Source organism: Nitrospinota bacterium (genome assembly GCA_027619975.1).
Classification (GTDB): Bacteria; Nitrospinota; Nitrospinia; order Nitrospinales; family VA-1; genus JADFGI01.
Genome location: JAQCGX010000021.1, coordinates 1 through 18,590 on the forward strand (window position 1 = coordinate 1; position 18,590 = coordinate 18,590).

At 48.4% G+C, this 18,590-nt stretch carries 18 protein-coding genes; 7 read left to right on the top strand and 11 right to left on the bottom strand.

The features are described 5' to 3' along the window. The first annotated feature begins 201 nt into the window (after positions 1–201). Positions 202–1,299: a DUF3365 domain-containing protein gene (locus tag O3C58_08645; protein ID MDA0691921.1), complete on the top strand. Its 1,098-nt coding sequence runs from the start codon at positions 202–204 to the stop codon at positions 1,297–1,299. An 8-nt stretch (positions 1,300–1,307) separates the two neighbouring features. On the opposite strand, the gene O3C58_08650 is transcribed toward O3C58_08645, so the two are convergent. The 3 genes from O3C58_08650 to thiO are packed head-to-tail and all read right to left on the bottom strand — an operon-like array spanning position 1,308 to position 4,213. After that, positions 1,308–1,676, bottom strand: coding sequence for a 6-carboxytetrahydropterin synthase (locus O3C58_08650; protein MDA0691922.1), 369 nt, complete (start codon positions 1,674–1,676; stop codon positions 1,308–1,310). 11 nt (positions 1,677–1,687) lie between these two features. Further along, positions 1,688–3,052: an adenosylmethionine--8-amino-7-oxononanoate transaminase gene (gene bioA / locus O3C58_08655; protein MDA0691923.1), complete on the bottom strand. Its 1,365-nt coding sequence runs from the start codon at positions 3,050–3,052 to the stop codon at positions 1,688–1,690. 48 nt (positions 3,053–3,100) lie between these two features. Then, entirely contained in the window at positions 3,101–4,213 is a 1,113-nt protein-coding gene (thiO, locus tag O3C58_08660; protein ID MDA0691924.1) for a glycine oxidase ThiO, read from the bottom strand. 296 nt (positions 4,214–4,509) lie between these two features. On the opposite strand from thiO, the gene O3C58_08665 reads away from it, so the two are divergent. The 5 genes from O3C58_08665 to O3C58_08685 all read left to right on the top strand — a co-directional run bounded on the left by O3C58_08665 (position 4,510) and on the right by O3C58_08685 (position 9,401). Next, entirely contained in the window at positions 4,510–5,163 is a 654-nt protein-coding gene (locus O3C58_08665) for an L-2-amino-thiazoline-4-carboxylic acid hydrolase (GenBank protein ID MDA0691925.1), read from the top strand. A 67-nt stretch (positions 5,164–5,230) separates the two neighbouring features. Then, complete coding sequence (locus O3C58_08670) at positions 5,231–6,283, top strand: hypothetical protein (protein MDA0691926.1); 1,053 nt, start codon at positions 5,231–5,233, stop codon at positions 6,281–6,283. A gap of 308 nt (positions 6,284–6,591) precedes the next feature. Next, entirely contained in the window at positions 6,592–7,170 is a 579-nt protein-coding gene (locus O3C58_08675; GenBank protein ID MDA0691927.1) for a hypothetical protein, read from the top strand. Between the two features lie 289 nt (positions 7,171–7,459). After that, positions 7,460–8,416 carry a glycosyltransferase family 2 protein gene (locus O3C58_08680; GenBank protein ID MDA0691928.1) on the top strand — a complete coding sequence of 319 codons (957 nt, stop codon included), beginning with the start codon at positions 7,460–7,462 and terminating at the stop codon, positions 8,414–8,416. Then, on the top strand, positions 8,409–9,401 hold the full coding sequence (locus tag O3C58_08685; GenBank protein MDA0691929.1) for a hypothetical protein: 993 nt from the start codon (positions 8,409–8,411) through the stop codon (positions 9,399–9,401). The genes O3C58_08680 and O3C58_08685 overlap by 8 nt, the downstream gene beginning before the upstream one ends. A gap of 11 nt (positions 9,402–9,412) precedes the next feature. Here O3C58_08685 and O3C58_08690 read toward each other — a convergent pair whose 3' ends face one another. The 5 genes from O3C58_08690 to O3C58_08710 form a co-directional block, all read right to left on the bottom strand. Beyond that, entirely contained in the window at positions 9,413–10,258 is an 846-nt protein-coding gene (locus O3C58_08690; GenBank protein MDA0691930.1) for an ATPase, read from the bottom strand. Between the two features lie 10 nt (positions 10,259–10,268). Beyond that, positions 10,269–10,445 carry a hypothetical protein gene (locus O3C58_08695; GenBank protein MDA0691931.1) on the bottom strand — a complete coding sequence of 59 codons (177 nt, stop codon included), beginning with the start codon at positions 10,443–10,445 and terminating at the stop codon, positions 10,269–10,271. Continuing rightward, entirely contained in the window at positions 10,442–11,050 is a 609-nt protein-coding gene (locus O3C58_08700; protein MDA0691932.1) for an FMN-binding protein, read from the bottom strand. Before O3C58_08700 ends, O3C58_08695 begins: the two co-directional genes overlap by 4 nt. Positions 11,051–11,218: 168 nt before the next feature. Next, positions 11,219–12,568 (bottom strand): hypothetical protein, encoded by a 1,350-nt coding sequence (locus O3C58_08705; GenBank protein MDA0691933.1) that lies wholly within the window; start codon positions 12,566–12,568, stop codon positions 11,219–11,221. Between the two features lie 387 nt (positions 12,569–12,955). Further along, on the bottom strand, positions 12,956–13,339 hold the full coding sequence (locus O3C58_08710; GenBank protein ID MDA0691934.1) for a response regulator: 384 nt from the start codon (positions 13,337–13,339) through the stop codon (positions 12,956–12,958). 250 nt (positions 13,340–13,589) lie between these two features. On the opposite strand from O3C58_08710, the gene O3C58_08715 reads away from it, so the two are divergent. After that, positions 13,590–13,859 carry a TMEM165/GDT1 family protein gene (locus O3C58_08715; GenBank protein ID MDA0691935.1) on the top strand — a complete coding sequence of 90 codons (270 nt, stop codon included), beginning with the start codon at positions 13,590–13,592 and terminating at the stop codon, positions 13,857–13,859. A 19-nt stretch (positions 13,860–13,878) separates the two neighbouring features. Here the strand turns inward: O3C58_08715 and O3C58_08720 are convergent, their stop codons facing one another. From O3C58_08720 to O3C58_08730, 3 genes are all read right to left on the bottom strand, one after another. Further along, on the bottom strand, positions 13,879–15,468 hold the full coding sequence (locus O3C58_08720; protein ID MDA0691936.1) for a DUF1957 domain-containing protein: 1,590 nt from the start codon (positions 15,466–15,468) through the stop codon (positions 13,879–13,881). Further along, positions 15,465–16,862 (bottom strand): DUF4912 domain-containing protein, encoded by a 1,398-nt coding sequence (locus O3C58_08725; GenBank protein MDA0691937.1) that lies wholly within the window; start codon positions 16,860–16,862, stop codon positions 15,465–15,467. The genes O3C58_08720 and O3C58_08725 overlap by 4 nt, the downstream gene beginning before the upstream one ends. A 234-nt stretch (positions 16,863–17,096) precedes the next feature. Beyond that, positions 17,097–18,482 (bottom strand): sigma-54 dependent transcriptional regulator, encoded by a 1,386-nt coding sequence (locus O3C58_08730; GenBank protein ID MDA0691938.1) that lies wholly within the window; start codon positions 18,480–18,482, stop codon positions 17,097–17,099. Positions 18,483–18,590: the final 108 nt, after the last annotated feature.

Consider the following 18,590-nt stretch of genomic DNA (forward strand, 5'->3'; position numbering starts at 1 on the left):
CACTAAAACAAAGCCATCTCCTTAAGTTGACGATTAGGAGCATTTAGTCAATTTTTAGAGATACCCTAAGTTAAATAGGAGCCTGGAACTCATGGGGCCATCCCGGAGGGTGGCCCTTCATCCTTCCAACAAAAATGAAATCAGAACAAAGCCCGGCATATAATGGTTATATGTATGAATTGATTCTCTAAAGGAAGAGATATGTCAAAATACCTGCTCCCGTTCCTGCTTTTCCTGATCCTGTTGACTGGTTTCCTGACCCCCGTCTGGGCCGACCCTGCTACCGGAGGTAAAAATAAAAGCGGGATTTCCCCCGCATCGGCTGCGGACTATATTCATTCCGTCATTGAAGCTGGAAGGACCATTTATGCGGAAGTGATTGTCGAGCGTCTGGGAGTCACCATTGACCTGAAAGCCACGGAAAACTGGGAAGAAGAACACACCCTGCCACTTCCCGCCCAATTTCTTTTACTATCTTCCCGAACATCCAATGCCAGAGAGGTCGGGATGACCTACAGCCTGATGAGCTTATGGCCCATTAATGCGCAAAATGGGCCCAAGACCAAAATAGAAAAAATCGGGCTGGAAGAAATATTAAAAACACCGGAGAAACCTTTCACCAAGGTGGTATCCATCCAAGGGAAACCCTTTTTTAAAGCCATCTACCCGGACAAAGCAATCACCAAAGCCTGTATCACGTGCCATAACAATCACCCCAAAAGCCCTAAAAAGGATTTTAAATTCGGCGATGTCATGGGCGGCATTTCCATCGTATTGCCTCTCAATGACAACGCTGCGGATCCAGAGAAACATCTGATTCCCGCAGAAGTGGTCGCGGACTATATTCATTCGGTTTTGGAATCGGACCGGCAGGTGTATTCAGAGCATGTGGTGAACCGCTTGCAGAAAAACAATATCGTTTACGCATCCGAAAACTGGTGGGAAGACAATGCCCTACTCCTTCCGGCGCAATTCCTGCTGAATGCTTCCGATTTGATAATCAATAAAAATATTGATCTGGATTTTAAACTGATCAGCTCCTGGCCCATCAACAATCACAACGGACCGGCCAATGAATTTGAACGCAGGGGTTTGAAAGACATCATCCGCCACCCGGTGCGCCCGTTCATTGAATACAGGGATATTGGCGGAAGAAAATATTTTCAGGCCGTTTATCCGGATTTTGCCGTGAGCCCCGCCTGTGTGTCCTGCCACAATGCCCACCCCAATAGCCCCAAACGAGACTTCAAACTGAACGATGTGATGGGCGGAATCGTCATGACCTTGCCGTTGGAGTGAAAAACGTTTTATTCGTAATACGCGGCACCGCATTCGTCCATTTCCCGAATCTCCACACGTTTGACACGAATCGTTTCTGTTTTGATATCGGCGTTCAACGCATCAAACAGCCACCGGGCGATGTTTTCCGCTGAAGGGTTCAGCTTATCGAAAGGCGGGACTTCATTGATGTTCTGGTAATCGAGTTGGGACAATATGCCGTCTACCTTTTTTTTGAGCACCACGAAATCGATGCCGACGCCCATTGCGTCCAACTCTTCCGCTTCCACGATCACCGTCGCGCCCCAATTGTGGCCGTGCAGGTTTTCGTATTTACCATCGTACAGGCGCAATTGATGCGCCGATGAAAACTTTGTGATTATTTTGACTTCGTACATTTTCCTGTCCTTTATTTTTGACACACAGCCTGAATGCAATCATATGCCGTGTCGATCATCATTTTAATTTCATCCGTCGAAATAACCAATGGAGGGATGAAATAAATCACATTTCCCATAGGCCGCATGAGCACCCCACGCTTTAACCCCTCTTGATAAATCTGATACCCCACTCGTCTTTCAAAAGGAAATTCCTCTTTCGTCTCTTTGTCCGCAACCAGCTCGACCGCCGCGATCATTCCTGTTTGCCGGAACTCACCGCACCATTTCAATTCCTTCAGTTTGTTTCCATATTTCCCTAATGCAAGGATTTTGGGTTTCAGTGTTTCCATAAAATCGTTTTCGGTTAAAATCGCCAGCGATTCATTGGCCACGGCGCAGGCCAGCGGGTTGGCGGAATAACTGTGACTGTGGATGAATAATTTCATCTCGGAAAATTCGCCATAGAACGCCGAATAGATCTCATCTTCCGTGAGGGTCGCCGCCAGCGGCAGATAACCGGAGGTGATGCCCTTAGAGAGGCACAAAAAGGTCGGGTTCAATTCATATCCACCACAAACAAAAAGCGAACCCGTTCGCCCGAAGCCGACGGCAATTTCATCGTAAATGGTGTGGACGTCATTCGCCTTGCATGCTTTTTCAAGTTTCTTTAAATAAAGCGGGGGATACATTTTCATCCCCGCCGCACCCTGCACCAGCGGTTCGATGATCACACCCGCTAAAGTATCCTTGTGCTTTTCCAGTGTCTGTTGCATGGGCGCAAAGCATTCCGCCTGGCAGGACTCCGGCTTCAATCCATAAGGACAGCGGAAGCAGTCTGGCCCTTGCACCTCAATATTCGCCATGAGGTTTGGTTTAAATTTTTCCCGGAACATGTCGATCCCGCACAGGGATAAGGCCCCCAGAGTCTCCCCATGATAGGCGCCTTTCAGATACGCAAATTTTCGTTTGTTCCCCCGCCCGGTCTGTTGCCAGTACTGCAGGCTCATTTTGACCGCCACTTCCACCGCAGTGGAACCGTTGTCGGAAAAAAATACCTTTTTTAAATTTTCCGGGGTGAGTTGCACCAGGCGCTCGGCCAGGTCGATGGCGGGTTGATGGGTGATGCCGGCAAACATGACATGCGCGACTTTATCCAGTTGTCTAATCAAAGCCGCATTGAGCCTGGGATGATTGTGCCCCAGCAGATTCACCCACCAGGATGAGATCACATCGAGGTATTTGTTCCCTTCCCGGTCAAACAGGTAAACGCCCTCCCCCCGCTCGATCAAAATCGGCGGGACGGTTTCGTGATCTTTCATTTGTGTGCACGGATGCCAAATGGAGTGGAGATCCCTGACCAGATCGGCATCCGACTTAGATTTCAGTTTATTCATAGTTTATCGGCCAATAGTTCATGAAACAGATAATGGCTTCATAAAGGATTAAAGTTGATAGCGGCCGGGAGAAAATTCCGCTATTTCTTCCTGCAACGTTTCCAGAAGAACCGCCGTTACATAATCAGCCTGATTTGGAGTTTGCAATATTCCGTTTCTATAATGCCCCGTAGAATAATACAAATTATCATAGCGAACGCTTTTTCCCATGACCGGCATCAAGTCTTCTGCCGCCGGGCGCAACCCCGTCCACGACTCGATCAAAGGAGCCTCCCGCAAACAAGGGAGAATATCTGACGCACGTTCAATCAGGCCTTGAATGACTTCATCTTCCACCGAGGCGTCAAACCCCCGGTCTTCCATGGTGGAACCAATAACAAACCCATGCCCGCCCCGCCACGGCGCAATGTAAGTCAACAACCCGTGCACGGTGTAGTCCAAGCGATTGTCTTCCACTTGCAACCGACACATCTGACCTTTAATGGGTTTCAGGGGCATGGAGACCTCAAGAGTTTTTCCCAGTTGTTGCGACCAACTGCCCGATGCCAATACAAATTTTTTGCCTTTTATATTTCCTGAATCCGTCACCGCACACTCAATCGCAGTGGCGTCCCGAACGAAGCCGGTGACGTTTTCTTCCGCAATGGTAACTCCCAGCTTGCCAGCCGCCGCAACGAGAGAGTCGTGCAACTGCCGGTTGTTGACCTGGCCCTCTCCAACCCACAGGACTTCGCCACAATCCTTGGATAAATAAGGAGCCTTCGCTCGAACCTTTTCCGGTTGCCAGACCTCATGCGGAATTTTTTCTTCCTGAAAAAAACGCTTCAGATCCTCCCATCCATTCCCGTAAAAGGCCGATGGCATGAGTGACCCCTGCATGGAAAAAAAGACCGGCACGCCGCTCACAGCTATCAGCTCTTCAATAAATTCGGGATATTTTTCAAGCGATTCCCGGCAAAATTGAAAAAAACGGTCGGCCTTTTCGCATTCACCAAACGGCGCCAACATGCCCGCCGCCGCCCGCGATGCCATCAGGGAGTTCACTGAATCGCCCAAAACCGCGATTTTCAGACCCGGTTGGATGCGTTTCAATCGGAAGGCGATGCTGAAACCAATGACCCCCGCCCCGATGATAATGACGTCAAAATCGTTATTATTCATAATTTTGCGATCGAATGGGAAATGAGCTTTCCCCAGTCTTTGTATTTTTTCTCATTCTTAGTGTTCGCATAATTTGGACGACTTTTCATTCAACTCATTGTAATTAAATAAACTCCAGCTCTCAACCAGCAGAAGCTTTTTGAAGTTTTCCTGAAATTCAGAGCCTCTCTCACCCTGCGTGTTTCCAGGGCTTGATCCCTTAAATGAGGTTGTGCTATTTTAAGATCCAAAGGCCTGAAATAAAAAAGGTTTGAGAAGCACTGGATCGCCCCCTAATTCAATTTTAAAGGTTGAAAATGAACGATAAATTAGACAGCACCGCCGCCACTGAGCAAGCAAGCATCGAGGATCGTATTGATCCCATCTTAAACCACCTTGCTGTCGAAGGAGCGGACTTTGATAAAACTAAAATCCGCAACCTGTTCATCCGCCTGTGGGATTACGAGAAAGGTGATGGTCTTTCCCCTGAAGAGCAATTTTTAACAACTATAGGTCTGTTCATCTACACCTCGCACAATATTCTGGATGAATACAATATCCGGGTCGATCGTGTCAGGCAAGCCATTATCAACGCTCTGGAAACATGGCAAAAACCGGAACTGGAAAAAATGGTTGCCGCAGAACGTGCCACGGAAGATCCATTTAAAGCGTTTGTTGATTCTAATCTCCCTAAAGTCGACGAAATTTATACCTGGGAAAAATTCCAATTAGAACATAAGCAAGCCGATGAAAAACAATGGACTTATAAAATGAAACGCTGCTGGTTCGCCGAATTCTTTATCCGCTTTGGCAGGGTGGACTATATTGAAACCGCTTGCATGTTTGACCAGATCCCCTGGAATAACAGAAAAGACTACGTGGACCTGAAGCTCAACAATATGTTTCGTAAATTAGGCACCGTCTGCCAGTTCAATTACAAACCCGTCAAAACCGAAAAAAAGGACTCCTGACCCGAGGCTTCAATCACAGGGACTTCTTTCTTCGGCCCCCTCATTCGCAGGTAAAAACATCAAACGGATCGCCTATTATATCAGTTCTCACGGCTATGGGCACGCGGCGCGATCCACAGTTATTCTGGAAAAGCTCGCCCCAAATTTCCAGATCCATATCAAATCAGAAATTCCCGCTTCCTATTTTCACTTGTATTTGAACGGAGACTGCTCACCTGTCCAAACTCAAATAGACGTTGGATGCGTTCAGGAAGATTTTATTCGCATCAACATTGAAAAAACCTTCCAGCGGCTGGAGGAGTTTTTCAGCCGGTCGGAAACGCTCATTGAGCAGGAAACTCAATGGCTCCAGCAAAACAAGATCGACCTCATTTTGTCCGATGCGTCCAGCCTGCCTTTGAAGGCCGCTCATCGCGCGGGTATTCCATCCGTATTGATCTGCAATTTCACCTGGCACGACATCTACAGCCACTTCCCTGGCGCCGAAAAATGGCAGGGGATTCTGGATGCGCTAAAAGAAGAGTACGCCCTCGCCTCTTTGCAGATCCTTCCCCAATGCCATATCGTCAACGATGTGATTCAAAACAAGAAAGAGGTAGGATTTATTGCCAGAAAAGGGAAAGATGTAAAGAGCCGATTGGAACAGGTTCCTGGCATCTCGGACAAAACGATCGTGTTTATCTATCTCGGAGACATGGGCGCTCAGTCGGTGCAATGGGAAAACTTGCAACAACTTGAGGATATGGTCTTCCTCACCCGCGACCCTCTGCCGAAAAATGTAGCTAATTTATTTGTGCTGGATGACCGCTTTCTCTATCAGGATTTGATCGCCAGTTCGGACATCGTTTGCACCAAAGCCGGGTATTCCACCCTATCCACGGCCTTTGCTCACGATAAACCAGTCATTTCCTGCTCCCGCGAAAACTTCCACGAGTTTGCAACGATGCGCGATTACATGAGTGATAAGCAGATTGGATTGATCATGGATTCCACAAAATTCTTTTCCTGCGACTGGGAAGATGATATACGGAAGGCTTTGAAATTTTCCGTTAAAGGAAAAGTACCTCTTAACGGGGAGGAGGAAGTGGTGGAAATACTAAATTCATTGTTACTATCTTAAGAAGGGCAGACCACAACTTAACTTTTCCAAAATTGCTATTGGGAAATTGGTTGTTACCAACCCATCTCTTTATCCTTCCAAAATTTAAATAACATGAAACTTCGCAACCGCCCTGGTTGCGACTTAAAAAATCGTCCACTTTTGTTCAAACCTGTCAACAAAAGTGAAGAATATGTTACAGAGCAGACAGAATCATAATTCCTATAACAACCTGAAATATAAACACATACCTCAATAATAAAATTTTGGCCCGACTTTTGCTCTTCCCAAAGCGTCACATATTTTAATCTTTGGAGAGGAGATAATTCATGGATCAATCTGTACCTCGGTTCGACGGTACTTCAATAAAACATCAGGCGTTTAAAATTACCAAACGCTGTAAACCCGGATTTGTCGCACTTTTAGGGATCATGGCATTGCTGATGTTCTCCAGCGCCAATGTTCTGGCAAGTTCCGACGACCATTCTTCATCTAAAAAACAGCCCATGATCTACAATACGCCGGAAGGTCAATTCAATGGTGTTCCTGCGTTGGAAATCAACGGCATCCGCCTCCATGATCGAGCGAATAATCCCACCGTCACCCTCAGCGGCCTCCCTGTAACGGTGCTTGGAATGGACACAGAAGGAAAGCAGGTCATCATTGAAATTCCGGCAACGATTCTGACTGCCACACATTTCCTGACTCTGGATTACAATGTTCCAGACCATGATAGCGACACCGATGATGATAGTGACAACGACGATGATGGAGACAAGGACGACGATGACGACGATGATGACGATGACGACGATGATGACGATGACGATAAATTAAAATCTCGACATGTTGTATTCTATCCTTACCTCATTGGATCTGGAACTGGATCTGTACCTCAGCCAGACTAATAAAAACTTTTGATTCGCTTTAAGGTATTCGCCGTCGTTCTTTTCAAATTCCGGCGGTGAATACCTGATTTACCTTCCCCCATCTTCCTCCTTTTTCATCTCCGGCCCACGGCACAGATTCAACCGATAAATCCTGACGGGTCTCTGTTAATCTCTGGCTTTAAAATTTGCTCATTAACGCCCATTGCTATATATAGTTTTAAGACAACTTATCGGGGACATTGTTTATTCCCTCGGATGCTTTTCTTGCTTTATCATCCCCATCAACCTATTCGATACTATTTTCTGCATGCCCAAGGACATCACCCTGATCATCACCAACTGGAATGGACGGGAACTTTTGAAAGAATGCCTGCCTTCGGTTCTTGCCGCTGTCGAATACGACACGGCCCATTCCTATGAAGTGCTGGTCATCGACGATTGCAGTGCCGACGACAGCCTGGAAGTTCTAGAAAAGGAATTTCCAAGCGTCCGGCGGGAAAAAACGCCGCACAACCTCGGCTTTCAAGGAGCCAATAATTACGCGGTGGAGCTGGCTGAGTCTTCTATCGTGATGCCAATGAACAACGACATCAAACTGGACGAGAAAGCGTTGCTGCTTCTGGCCCGGCATTTTGATGACGGCGACGTATTTGCGGTGAGCGGCAAGATTTTTGCTTTCGATCAGACCACTTTTCTATACGGCAACCGCGGTGGCTATTTCCACAACGGGCATTTCTACCTTTACGAAAAAAATCCTGACGACACCAGCCAAACCCTGTTTGCCTGTGGCGGAGCTTTCATGGTGGATCGCAAACGCTATCTGGAACTGGGCGGGTTCGATCTCCTGTACCACCCTTTGTATTATGAAGAGATTGATTTGTCTTACCGGGCTTTGAAGCGCGGCTGGCAGGTGGCTTATGAACCGGCCTCCGTTGCTTATCACAAAGTCCAGTCCACTATCACCCGCCAGGAAAAACGCCGCCAGATCGGTTTGATCTCCGCCCGCAACAACTATTTGTTCGTGTGGAAAAATATCCTCGACCGCCGCATGACCGGGGAGTTTATATTTTTTATTCCCCTGTTTCTGCTCCGTGATTTGTTCCGTCTCAAATCACGATTCTGGATGGCATTTTTCATGGCGCTGAAACGCCTGCCGATGGCGCTTGCGGGAAGAAAAATAGAAAAAGCCGCTGTCCGCTTTTCCGACCGGGAAATTCTTGAGCGAATCAACGCCAATCGCTCCAACATCAACCCCAATGGCTAATATCGCGATTCGCTGCAAGGCATCCTTCACCACGGGCATGGGCCATGTTTACCGTCAACTCCATCTGGCTAAAGTTCTGCGGCAAAGAGGCATGGAAATTCAGTTTTTCATTCCCGACTACCCTCCCACGGTCGAACTTTTGAGTAAAAATAATTTTTCCCTCACCAGCGTGGGTAAAGAGGAAGGCCTGCCAAAGGAGATGGATACTTATTTTGATCTGATCATCCTGGATCTTCAGGACACAACCCAGGAATTCATTTCCTCCTTGCGCCATCGGGCAAAAAGAATCGTGAGCTTTGAAAATCTGGGAGCGGGCAGGAATTTCGTCGATCTGTTGATTGATTGCAACCTCGACCCCAAGGAGAGCCTCAAGGTGAAGCCGGGGGTGAAGCCCCTTTTCGGTCTGGCTTATTCGGTTCTGGCTGTGGAGTTTGGAGAATACCATCAGCAGCAAAGAATCTTTCCCCCGGCCCTGGAATCGCTGTTGGTCACGATGGGCGGAACCGACCCCAACAATTTAACCCTTCAGCTCGCTGAGGTTTTCCAGCAATGGAAAAAAGAAATAGCCATCACTTTCGTCCTCGGCCCAGGATTCAAAGAAACAGAAACGCTCAAGGCCCTCACATCTTCGATGCGGTCGGTTCAGATTTTAAGCAATGCCGGTAATATGGCGGAACTTCTCTTCAATCATAATGCGGTTTTTTGCAGTGGCGGCGTCACCCTGCACGAATCGCTGGCTGTTGGCACACCGGCTTTCGTTATCAATCAGGTCCCGCATCAGCGGGAAAAAACCCGGCCTATCGAGCGGTTGGGAGCGGCTATTGACCTGGGACTGCCGGAGGATTTCGATCCGAAATTTATTTCAGGGATTCTCGATACTGCAAAAAACCAACTGGAGAATATGAGCCGCAAGGGGAAAACATTGGTGGACGGCAAGGGAATTGTCCGGGTGGCCGATGCAATCCAATGCGCCATCGCAGGGTAAAACGACAAGCATCAAATTTCGATCAAGTCGGTCACTTCTTTCACAACCCGGTTGATTAGAGCTTCCTTCAAGCCGATTTCTCGAAGCAAGTCCGGTTTTTCCAAAATTTCATGACAGAGAACCACATTATTACTCAAAAGCTTTTTCTTTTGATTGCTTTTAAGGGTGGTCAGACAGGTGATCGGGTGGACGCCCTCCTTTTCGATCATCAGTTTCAAACTCCGGCCCTCGGGATAGTCCCAGCTCAGTAAATTGAGACCGACACAGCTCCCGTACGTAATGGCATCCACAGTAAATTTTGTGTTGGTGACCAGCCAGAATTCACTGACCAATTCACTTGGAGAGTTATTTTTTAAATCCAGGGAGCGGGCATAGACATAAAGGGGAATTTTAACATCACATTTTATCCCTTCTCGATTATGATATTTGCATTCCACCAGGCGCCTGTGATTTCCCTTAACGGCGACCACATCGACCTCATGGGTCACGCAGGCTCCCTGCATAATAACGCCGACCTGGGTTTCGTACCCCTGCTTTTCCAATAGTGCTCCCACAAACTTCTCAAAAGGAAAGCCACTGGGCCCCAAACTCATGACAGCGTGTTTCAAACTGTAACGGGCCGCAAGATAGCGCGCCTCCCTTTGTAACAGCTGAAACGCCATGCGATAAAGTTTTCGGGTTGATATGCCGGAACTGACTTTTTTTGCCACACGATCGATCACCCGCTGAACAAGCACCGGGGAAGCGCCGGTCATGCTGAGAGATCGTTCCAGTTTCTCCCTGGAGAAAGGCTCTATCTCACCCGATGCTTTTTTAATGAGGGGGGCGGTTTTATTTCGATGGGGGTTGGGAACCATGAGGGAGGAACTATTCCTTAAAGAAAAGGGCGATGATATGCCAGACAAAAGACAAACCCGCCACAAGGATACCGATGCCCATCAACAACCAGTTAAGCTTTTGCTTTTTTATTTGTTCTTCAGTTTCACCGTTTCCTTCCTCAGCCATGCCGTTTCCCCGGTGTTTGTGAATAATACTTGCGCTCATTTTTTGGCGTCAAGGTAAAGCACTTGATAGGCCGATACCGCCTTTTTCACTCCCGTGGTAATCGCGTTAACAGACAGAGTCGCCCCGGTGATGGTATTGATTTCCCGGAAGTCGGATTGCGCATTCCGGCCAAAAAACTGACTCATGAATGACGGAAACTTCACCTCCCAACCGCGAGGTTCCCGGTAAACCAGAATTTCTACATCCCGCACCGTTCCGTCCAAGTTGAGCACGGTCATGAACGTGATAGGGAACGACTTACCGATCATATGATCGATCAGCGTATATCCCATGGGTGTGCCATTTTTTTTGCCCACATAAAAAGTAAGCCACTTCTCGTTAATTTCCACCAATGACATCTTTGCAATGGCTTTCTTTTGCTCTTCGCTAAGCCACTTGCGTTCCTTATCAGTAGCATCCGCCCCTGGAAAGGCAACCCCTAAAGCCTCTTCTTTAGTGAGATACACCTGCAAGTCAAATTCCTTCTCCTCTGAAAAGGATTCCACTGGAAAAATCAGATTGACGCCTAAAAATCCTGCCAGGACAAAGGGTAAAACTAAAATATAAACTTCTCTTTTAATGAAACTCCACAGACATTTCTCCATAAGCCCTTATTATCAGATAGTTGGAAAGATTTAAAAAGATAGTTTTGTTAGTATAAAGCTATTTTATGCAGGAAAGAAAAAAAATCCTGACGCTCTGAACTCTTTGGAGGAGAGGAGTGGATTCAGAGCGCCAGGATTTATAAGTAATTTATACTATCAAAAGGTCCATCAATACATAAAAGCGACGCCCAAATTGACGGTGTCCGCCGCTTTGCCAACTGCAGTGGCAGCAAAATTAGGGTTGCTATAACGACGATGTTGCCAATCCGCCTTGATGGCCACGTTGAAAATGGGCCGATAGGTGATGCCCGCCTGATACACGTCAAAATTGACTCCGGCTGAGGGTGCGGCTCCTGAAGGCATGCTGTCCTGGGGACGAATGTGCTCGAACATGAACCAGGTGACCAGATCCTGGGATGTATTGACCCCCAATAACTGCGGCAAATGAATACCCGCTTGCACGTTCCAGCCAAAAATATTGTCTGGAATAACCGTCGAACATGTCCCTGCTGTTTGGACCGCACAAAAGGTGTTCAGCGCAGAGGCATCGTCAATATCGATATTCACGATGGAGGCATTCATGTCAAACCAGTTCTTGCGGTATTTCATGTCCGCCTCGAGCAAAAGCACACGCCCACCCTCATCAATAAGGCCCTGAGTGGTATTGCCAACGTAAAAGGAGAACCCGAGTTGGAGCCCTGGGTACAATTTACTCAACTCCAGGCGACCCGTAGCCGCAAAATCTTCAGCAACGACGTTATTAGGTTGCGCACGTCCGCTGCGGATACCGCTGGACGATGTGAACCGCCCCGATTGCCCGCCGTTGCCGGTAACGCCTGAGCCGTCGTCAAACCCTGAAGGGCGGATGGATTGAACAGAATTGACCGCATAAACCCGGTAATTAACGCCCTCCATCGGCGTTCCAAAAATACCCGCGCCACTGGCGTTCCAGGTGGTAGGAATGATTTTACTTTGGAGTTCCGGACGTTCCACCGACCAGAAAAGATTCGGCTCGTGAAACTCATTTAAAAGCCCAACCGGTATCAGCACCACGCCGGCCCGGACACTGGCCGCGTCAAGCAAGCGAAAATCGAGATAACCCAACTCGAATTCTAACTCCTGGGCTCCGTGCTCATAATCAATTTCAGCATTGAGTTGGATCCAATCCGCCAAAATGGCATTGATACCAATGACGAACCTGTGTTGATCTATTGTGGTGTTGCCGCCATTTTCGTCCACATGATTCGTGTAATGCGATTCACCATAACCATAGACTCTACCGCGATCGTATTTTGATTTTGCCCCCTGGGTGTATTTGTAATTCTCCATGATATCTGCAATACGGTCCATCTCCGCTCGCAGTTTCAGGAGCTCTTGATCTTCGCCTTTGTTTTCAAGCATATCCACCTGGCTTTGAAGTTTTTGAAGCTTCTCGGCATTATCGCTCTGAGCAAATCCTGGTCCGCTTCCTAAAAGAACGGCTAGCACCAGCAATCCTGTTAGTAATGTTTTCTTCACCCTTTGCTCCTTTCAAATATAAAACGTAATAGAGTTCTACCTAATCATCCATGAGTCGAGAATAACTGGTACCCAACCTTAAAAAAATATTAAATGAAAATGGTTATCATTTATAAATACAGAAAGAAAATCTATATAAAATAAAGCTCTTTGTCAACTAATTTTGAATATAATTATCATTTTTGTAATTTCCTACCTTCAATTTCTGTTTGAATGACAAAAAACTAGATTTTTAAAAGCCTAAAAAAGGCAGAGGGGGCGCAACTCCCCTCTGCCCTCCAAGCTCCCAGGGAGAAACCATCCTGGAAACCCGAAGTTATTGATAAATATTGAAATTTATATCCGCATCCGCATTTTCAGCAAACATTTCCCTAATGGCTCCGGCATTCAAGAAATTGCTCCGGAATTTAATTGATACTCCCTGAGATTTTCGATAAAGAAGTCGCAAACGATCACTGCAAACTGGACAGGACTGATCGGTTTGCGCACATATTCAAAGGCCCCCAGATTGACGACCTGAATAAATTCTTCAATGCTCCCCTTATCGGACAAATAGATCACTTTGGCGTTATTATCTTTTTGGTTTTGACCCAAAAATTCGATTCCAGACATATCCCCCAATGCATGGCTGACGACGATCAGGTCAAAATCCTCCGACTGCAAACACGCTATGGCCTCTGATCCGTAGCTAACCAGCCGGACTTTATGGCCAAACCGGTTTAACATGACGGCAATTGGCAAACGGTCCTTCTTGTTTCCATCAATTAACAATAGGGCATCTCTAAAAATTGACAACGACGCCGAATCGCCAATTCAAAGACGCGTCTTTTGTTTTAGTAGGACAGGCGACCTACCCTTAAAGGTTATACGGAAGTGCGGAATTTAATTCCGCCTTTCCTGCCTGTCCGCACGGGCTGGAAAGCCCGTGCCACTGATTTAAGTAAATTTTGCACACGAGTCTATTTTCTGTGAAAACTAATTTTTAGAGATGCCCTTATAAATATTATCCTGGAGAGTGTTCGTGAAAGCCTATTGGATCGTTTTTTTCAGCGTTTTTCTGGCGGAGTTGGGTGATAAAACCCAACTGGCAACGCTTTTATTCGCTACCAATCAGTCACTGGGCAAAGTAGGGGTCTTTTTTGCCTCCTCCCTGGCCCTGGTTGTGAGCACGTTGATCGCCGTTGTCGTGGGCGGGCAAATCTCCCATTTGCTCTCTGTCGAAAAACTCAAACTGATCGCCGGCGCCGGTTTCATCCTCATCGGTGCGTGGACCCTGTGGGATGCCCGATGAGGATGTCCAGCTCTGAAAACTAACCGGCATACATCCTGAAGTTGATATCCGTAAAGAGATTGTCCTTTTTCTCAATTTCCGCCAGCCATCCCTCATCCAGACTTTGACTTTGCAGGTCGTGATAAATTCGGGTGAAACGATTGATATGGTCGCGGGTGCGTTTTACGGCGTATGCGACCATGGTTCCTGATGTCATGATGAAGGCCCAGTCACTGCCCTGGGCTAATAGCAGTTCCCTGGCCGCCTGGTTGAGCGCCCGTTCTTCCAGACCCGTTGCGTGTTGATGGTTTTTGGACATCTCTTCCATGCGTTCTGCGGCTTTATGCAGATGACGATAGATCCAGTCGTTATCCTTGCCCAGCCAGTATTCGTGGTATCCCTTGTAGCCCCAGCTGGAAGTGGAGGGGGTTGCCATCTGATGCGTCGGATACTTTTGCAGATAACTGGAGGGGTTCGTCAGTTCGATGGTTTCCTGATCGAAAGCGATTTTGCGGATCAAAAAATTCAGCCAGTCGGGCCCTTCATACCACCAGTGGCCATACAGCTCGGCATCGTAAGGAGCAACGACGAGCGGTGGCCGGTCCATGAGGCGGCCTAAATGCTCTACCTGTTGTTGGCGGTTGAACATGAAATTCCCTGCATGATCTGCGGCTTTGGTGACAGCATTTTCGGGGTTGTAAGGTTGCTTGTGATCGCCTTTCCCGGTGATGCGAAAATATTTAAACCCGGTCATCTTGCGCTCTCCGGTCGTGGCGATGTAGGGCCGGATATAATCGTATTCCAGGTCGAAGCCGATATCCCGATAATATTCGCGGTAATCGTAATCGCCGGGATAGCCTTCATTAGCGCTCCACACTTGCTTGGAGGATTCCGTGTCCCGGCCAAACACGGCCACGCCGTTGGGACAATAAATCGGGGCGAAGACGCCGTATTTGGGTCGCGGGGTGGCGTGCAGAATGCCATGCGTGTCGGTAAAAAAGAAACGGATGCCCACTTCTTCCAGATATTTTTCAATGCCCGGCTGGTAACCGCACTCAGGAAGCCAGATGCCGCGCGGTTTTCTGCCGAGAAATTTTTCATGTGTCTGAACGGCGGTTTGAATCTGCGCCCGCACCGCGCTTTCATTCACTGCCATCAGAGGCAGGAACCCGTGTGTGGCGCCGCAGGTGATCAATTCCAGATGCCCCAGGTCCTGAAATTTTTTGAAGCCCTGGATGATATTGTTCTGGTAATGGTTGACGAACATTTCCCGAACCCGGCTGAGCTCCCAGTGATAATGCAGAGCCAGATCGTGAAACTCCGGCTGATAGCGGGTGCGTTCCATTTCCTTGCAGGACAACTCGATCAATCGGTCCAGATGCCGACGATAGCGTTCCTGTAGCAAGGGGTCCCCCAGCATGCTCAATAAAGTGGGCGTCATGGTGAGGGTGAGTTTGAAGGGAACTTCGTCCTCTACCAGTCCTTCAAAAATACTGAGCAGGGGAATGTAGGTTTCCGTGATGGCCTCATACAGCCAGTCCTCTTCCAGAAACTCATTGTATTCCGGGTGCCGGACAAAGGGCAGGTGGGCGTGTAAAACCAGAGCGAGGTATCCTTTGGGCTGGCTCATTGTTCCACCTCCTGAACGTTGTCCACTGTTTTGCGGTTTATGATTGGCGCGACCGTGTGAACTTCCGACCGGTCCGGCGATTCAAAATTGACCGGGAGATTGAGTGTGCCTTCCGGGAGGATAAACCGGGTGGAGAAGGTGCCGTCGGGTCGCAGGTCCAGATTTTTGCCGGATAGTTTGATGGTGGCTCCAGGGTCCGCTCCGCCGAATAGAACCAGTTCCGCATCAAGCCAGTAATTGAATGATCTCTCTGGTGGATTGCGGTTCTCCCCGGAACCGAAACTGCTGACCGCAGGGGATGAAAAATCCATCCTCCGTTGTTCGCTTCGGGTTCTTTGCAAGGCTTCGGAAGCACCTAATGGAATCAATCCTTCTCCGGCTCGATCTCCCGCCATTCTGCCTCCGGAAAGCATATAAATTTCTTCAAAGTTCTCGTTGGTGGTCATCCATTGCTCGTCAATAATTTCCGAAGGCCCGTCCAGAGGCAATGTGACCGTGTTGGAAACGGCCAGTGCGGCAAAGTGCCCCTCCTGATCGAGAAGGCCGATTTCCGAGTAAAACGATGCGCCGGGTGGTGACAGCTGGATGTAGTGGCTCCCCGCCCGAAAATCAATGTCGGCATCAAAATAAGTGCCTCCGCCGGATGGCGAATGGATGCGCAGAACGTGACGGACCGCGTTCTCGGAGCGGTTCAGCCTGCCAAGCCCCGCCTCGATTTTATCGGATTGCAGTTCCCAGTAGAGAAAACACCAGTGCGGGTCGCGGACCAGCAGAACGAGCTTGTTGTCGCCGTAATTGGCAGGCAACTCCTGGTAAACTTCCTGATGGGATTCGTCGTGCATGTCCGGTTTGCCGAGGATAAAATTAGCTTCCTGGGCGCCGTCTTCCAATTTAAATTTCGGGTGCAGGGCCTGAGTGCCGGATCCTGGAATGGCTTGTTGGCCGGAAGGGGAGGAGGATGGCCGTGCTGATTTTTTTCGGAGGGCTGGCGTTTTTTTCTTGCGCGTGGGTGCTGTTGTAGAGGGCGCGGTTGTCGTTTTGGCTTCGGCTTTGGGTTTAGGAATGGAGGCGGTTTTTTTCGTAACTTCCTTTCCCTTTGTTTTGACCGTTGCGTTTTTGGCTGTTGGTTTGGCGGCCGTTGCAGGTGCTTCTGTTTTTTTCGTGGGTTTTGCGGCGACAGCTCCGCTTTTTGCAGGCGGTTTTCTGGAAGGCTCTGTTTTAGTTTTTAACGGTGCCTTTTTAGGTGCATCCGTTTTCGAGGCTTTTTTCATTTCCTTTTTCAGGACAGCCACGATCTCACTTTTGAGCAAGGTCTTTTTCACGGAAATTTTATTTTTGGCCGCGAGCCTGATCAACTCATCTTTGGTCATTTTCGATAAATCGGGAGTGGTCATTTTTGTCCTCGGATGGTTGGGTTCGAAGTGCCGGGGTTTGCATGTTGTCCTCAAAATCTGACGGTTACGTTTTTAAAGAGCAATTAACGTGCCGGGGGCGGGGAGATTGCTGATCCTTTGATATGCAAGGGGTTTATAAGTTGCTGGAAGGAATAGAGGTTGGCCTGTTGGTAATTTTGTGGAATAAAAGATACAAAAATAAATTTTTAATGAATAAATTCTACAAAATAACGGCTACCTTTTGGGTTTGTATGCTTTTGGGTCCACTCCGCAATGCGCAATTTTCCGGTAAAAGGTTTTGCGGTCGATGCCGGCGGATTGGGCGGCCCGGGAAATATGGCCCTGGTGGCGCTTGAGCAGGGCTTCAAAGTAGCGGGCTTCGGACTCCTTGAGAATGGAAGACAAGTATTCCTTGAGGGTCATTTGTGAGGGGTCATCAAACGCATCCAGAGTGGGCGTGGGGTTTTGATGGCCGGGCAATGGAAAATCGCTGAGGGTGCTGGTTCTGGAAAGAATCACAGCCTGTTCGATGCTATTTTCCAGTTCTCTGACATTTCCCGGCCACGCATAGGATTGCAGTTGCTTCAGTGCTTCAGGGGAAACCTCCGGCGCCGGTTTGTTGTGGTGCTGGGATTTTTGGGTTAAAAAATGGCGGGCCAGCAGGGGAATATCCTGCAGGCGGTTCCTTAACGGGGGCAGGTCGATGGAGACCACATTGAGGCGGTAATACAAATCCTCACGAAACCGACCGGCCTTCAGGGCTTCAGAAAAGTCGATGTTGGAGGCGGCGATCACCCGGCAATGCACGTCCAGGGTTTTGTTCCCGCCCACCCGCTCAAATTGCCGGTCATCCAGAACACGCAACATTTTGGCCTGAAGATGCGGGGAGATTTCGCCGATTTCATCGAGGAACAGGGTGCCGGAACCCGCGTATTCAAATTTACCCAGTTTTTGCCGGTGCGCGCCTGTGAAGGCTCCCTTTTCGTGCCCGAACAATTCGCTCTCCAGCAGGGATTCCGTCAGGGCGGCGCAATTGACGGCTACGAACTGGTTCTGGCTCCTGGGGCTGTGGGCGTGCAGAAACCGGGCGGCGAGTTCTTTGCCGGTTCCCGTTTCTCCACGCAGTAAGACCCCTGCATCGGTGGCCGCCACGGTGCGCAAGGTTTCACGAAGATGCCGGATGGATGGGCTTTCTCCCAGCAACTGAAATAGTTTGCCCGGTGAGGTTTCGGGGGCCGAACTGTCGCTGGCCTCGTTTCCCTGGCTGAATATTTCGCCTATTAATTCGAGTAGTTTAGGAGTCCCTTGGGACCGGAGATACAAGTGAAAACCTGACTTTTCTGCGGTTTCTTCAGTTGCGAGCGGCAGGCCCTGGCGTGTCAGGAGGATTCCCGGAAGACCGGGGAACCTGCGATGCAGAAAATCCAGAAATTTTTGTCCATTTTTTGCAACAATATTTTCATTGATCAGGACCAGATGGAAAACTTTTTCCAACAGCCTTTTTTCTCCCTCCAGGGACGTATATGCCGCAATAACTTCATAGTTTTTATGCTTCAGGGCTTGCCTGAGGGTTTCAATCGAAGGTCGGCTGGAATCGAGGATCAGAATTTTTTGTTGCATAAATGCATCATAACATTAAATAAATAATTTGTCTTGCCAAAGGCGGTCGAAAATTTTTAGGTTCAAAAGTTTTCGCAACCTTTGTGGCTTTCAGAACCTTTGAGTATC

What these genes read in the sequence shown, in the direction of transcription:
- O3C58_08645 (MDA0691921.1), top strand. Translation starts at nt 202, where the DNA reads ATGTCAAAATACCTGCTCCCGTTCCTGCTTTTCCTGATCCTGTTGACT.
- O3C58_08650 (MDA0691922.1), bottom strand. Translation starts at nt 1,676, where the DNA reads ATGTACGAAGTCAAAATAATCACAAAGTTTTCATCGGCGCATCAATTG.
- bioA (MDA0691923.1), bottom strand. Translation starts at nt 3,052, where the DNA reads ATGAATAAACTGAAATCTAAGTCGGATGCCGATCTGGTCAGGGATCTC.
- thiO (MDA0691924.1), bottom strand. Translation starts at nt 4,213, where the DNA reads ATGAATAATAACGATTTTGACGTCATTATCATCGGGGCGGGGGTCATT.
- O3C58_08665 (MDA0691925.1), top strand. Translation starts at nt 4,510, where the DNA reads ATGAACGATAAATTAGACAGCACCGCCGCCACTGAGCAAGCAAGCATC.
- O3C58_08675 (MDA0691927.1), top strand. Translation starts at nt 6,592, where the DNA reads ATGGATCAATCTGTACCTCGGTTCGACGGTACTTCAATAAAACATCAG.
- O3C58_08680 (MDA0691928.1), top strand. Translation starts at nt 7,460, where the DNA reads ATGCCCAAGGACATCACCCTGATCATCACCAACTGGAATGGACGGGAA.
- O3C58_08685 (MDA0691929.1), top strand. Translation starts at nt 8,409, where the DNA reads ATGGCTAATATCGCGATTCGCTGCAAGGCATCCTTCACCACGGGCATG.
- O3C58_08690 (MDA0691930.1), bottom strand. Translation starts at nt 10,258, where the DNA reads ATGGTTCCCAACCCCCATCGAAATAAAACCGCCCCCCTCATTAAAAAA.
- O3C58_08695 (MDA0691931.1), bottom strand. Translation starts at nt 10,445, where the DNA reads ATGAGCGCAAGTATTATTCACAAACACCGGGGAAACGGCATGGCTGAG.
- O3C58_08700 (MDA0691932.1), bottom strand. Translation starts at nt 11,050, where the DNA reads ATGGAGAAATGTCTGTGGAGTTTCATTAAAAGAGAAGTTTATATTTTA.
- O3C58_08720 (MDA0691936.1), bottom strand. Translation starts at nt 15,468, where the DNA reads ATGAGCCAGCCCAAAGGATACCTCGCTCTGGTTTTACACGCCCACCTG.
- O3C58_08725 (MDA0691937.1), bottom strand. Translation starts at nt 16,862, where the DNA reads ATGACCACTCCCGATTTATCGAAAATGACCAAAGATGAGTTGATCAGG.
- O3C58_08730 (MDA0691938.1), bottom strand. Translation starts at nt 18,482, where the DNA reads ATGCAACAAAAAATTCTGATCCTCGATTCCAGCCGACCTTCGATTGAA.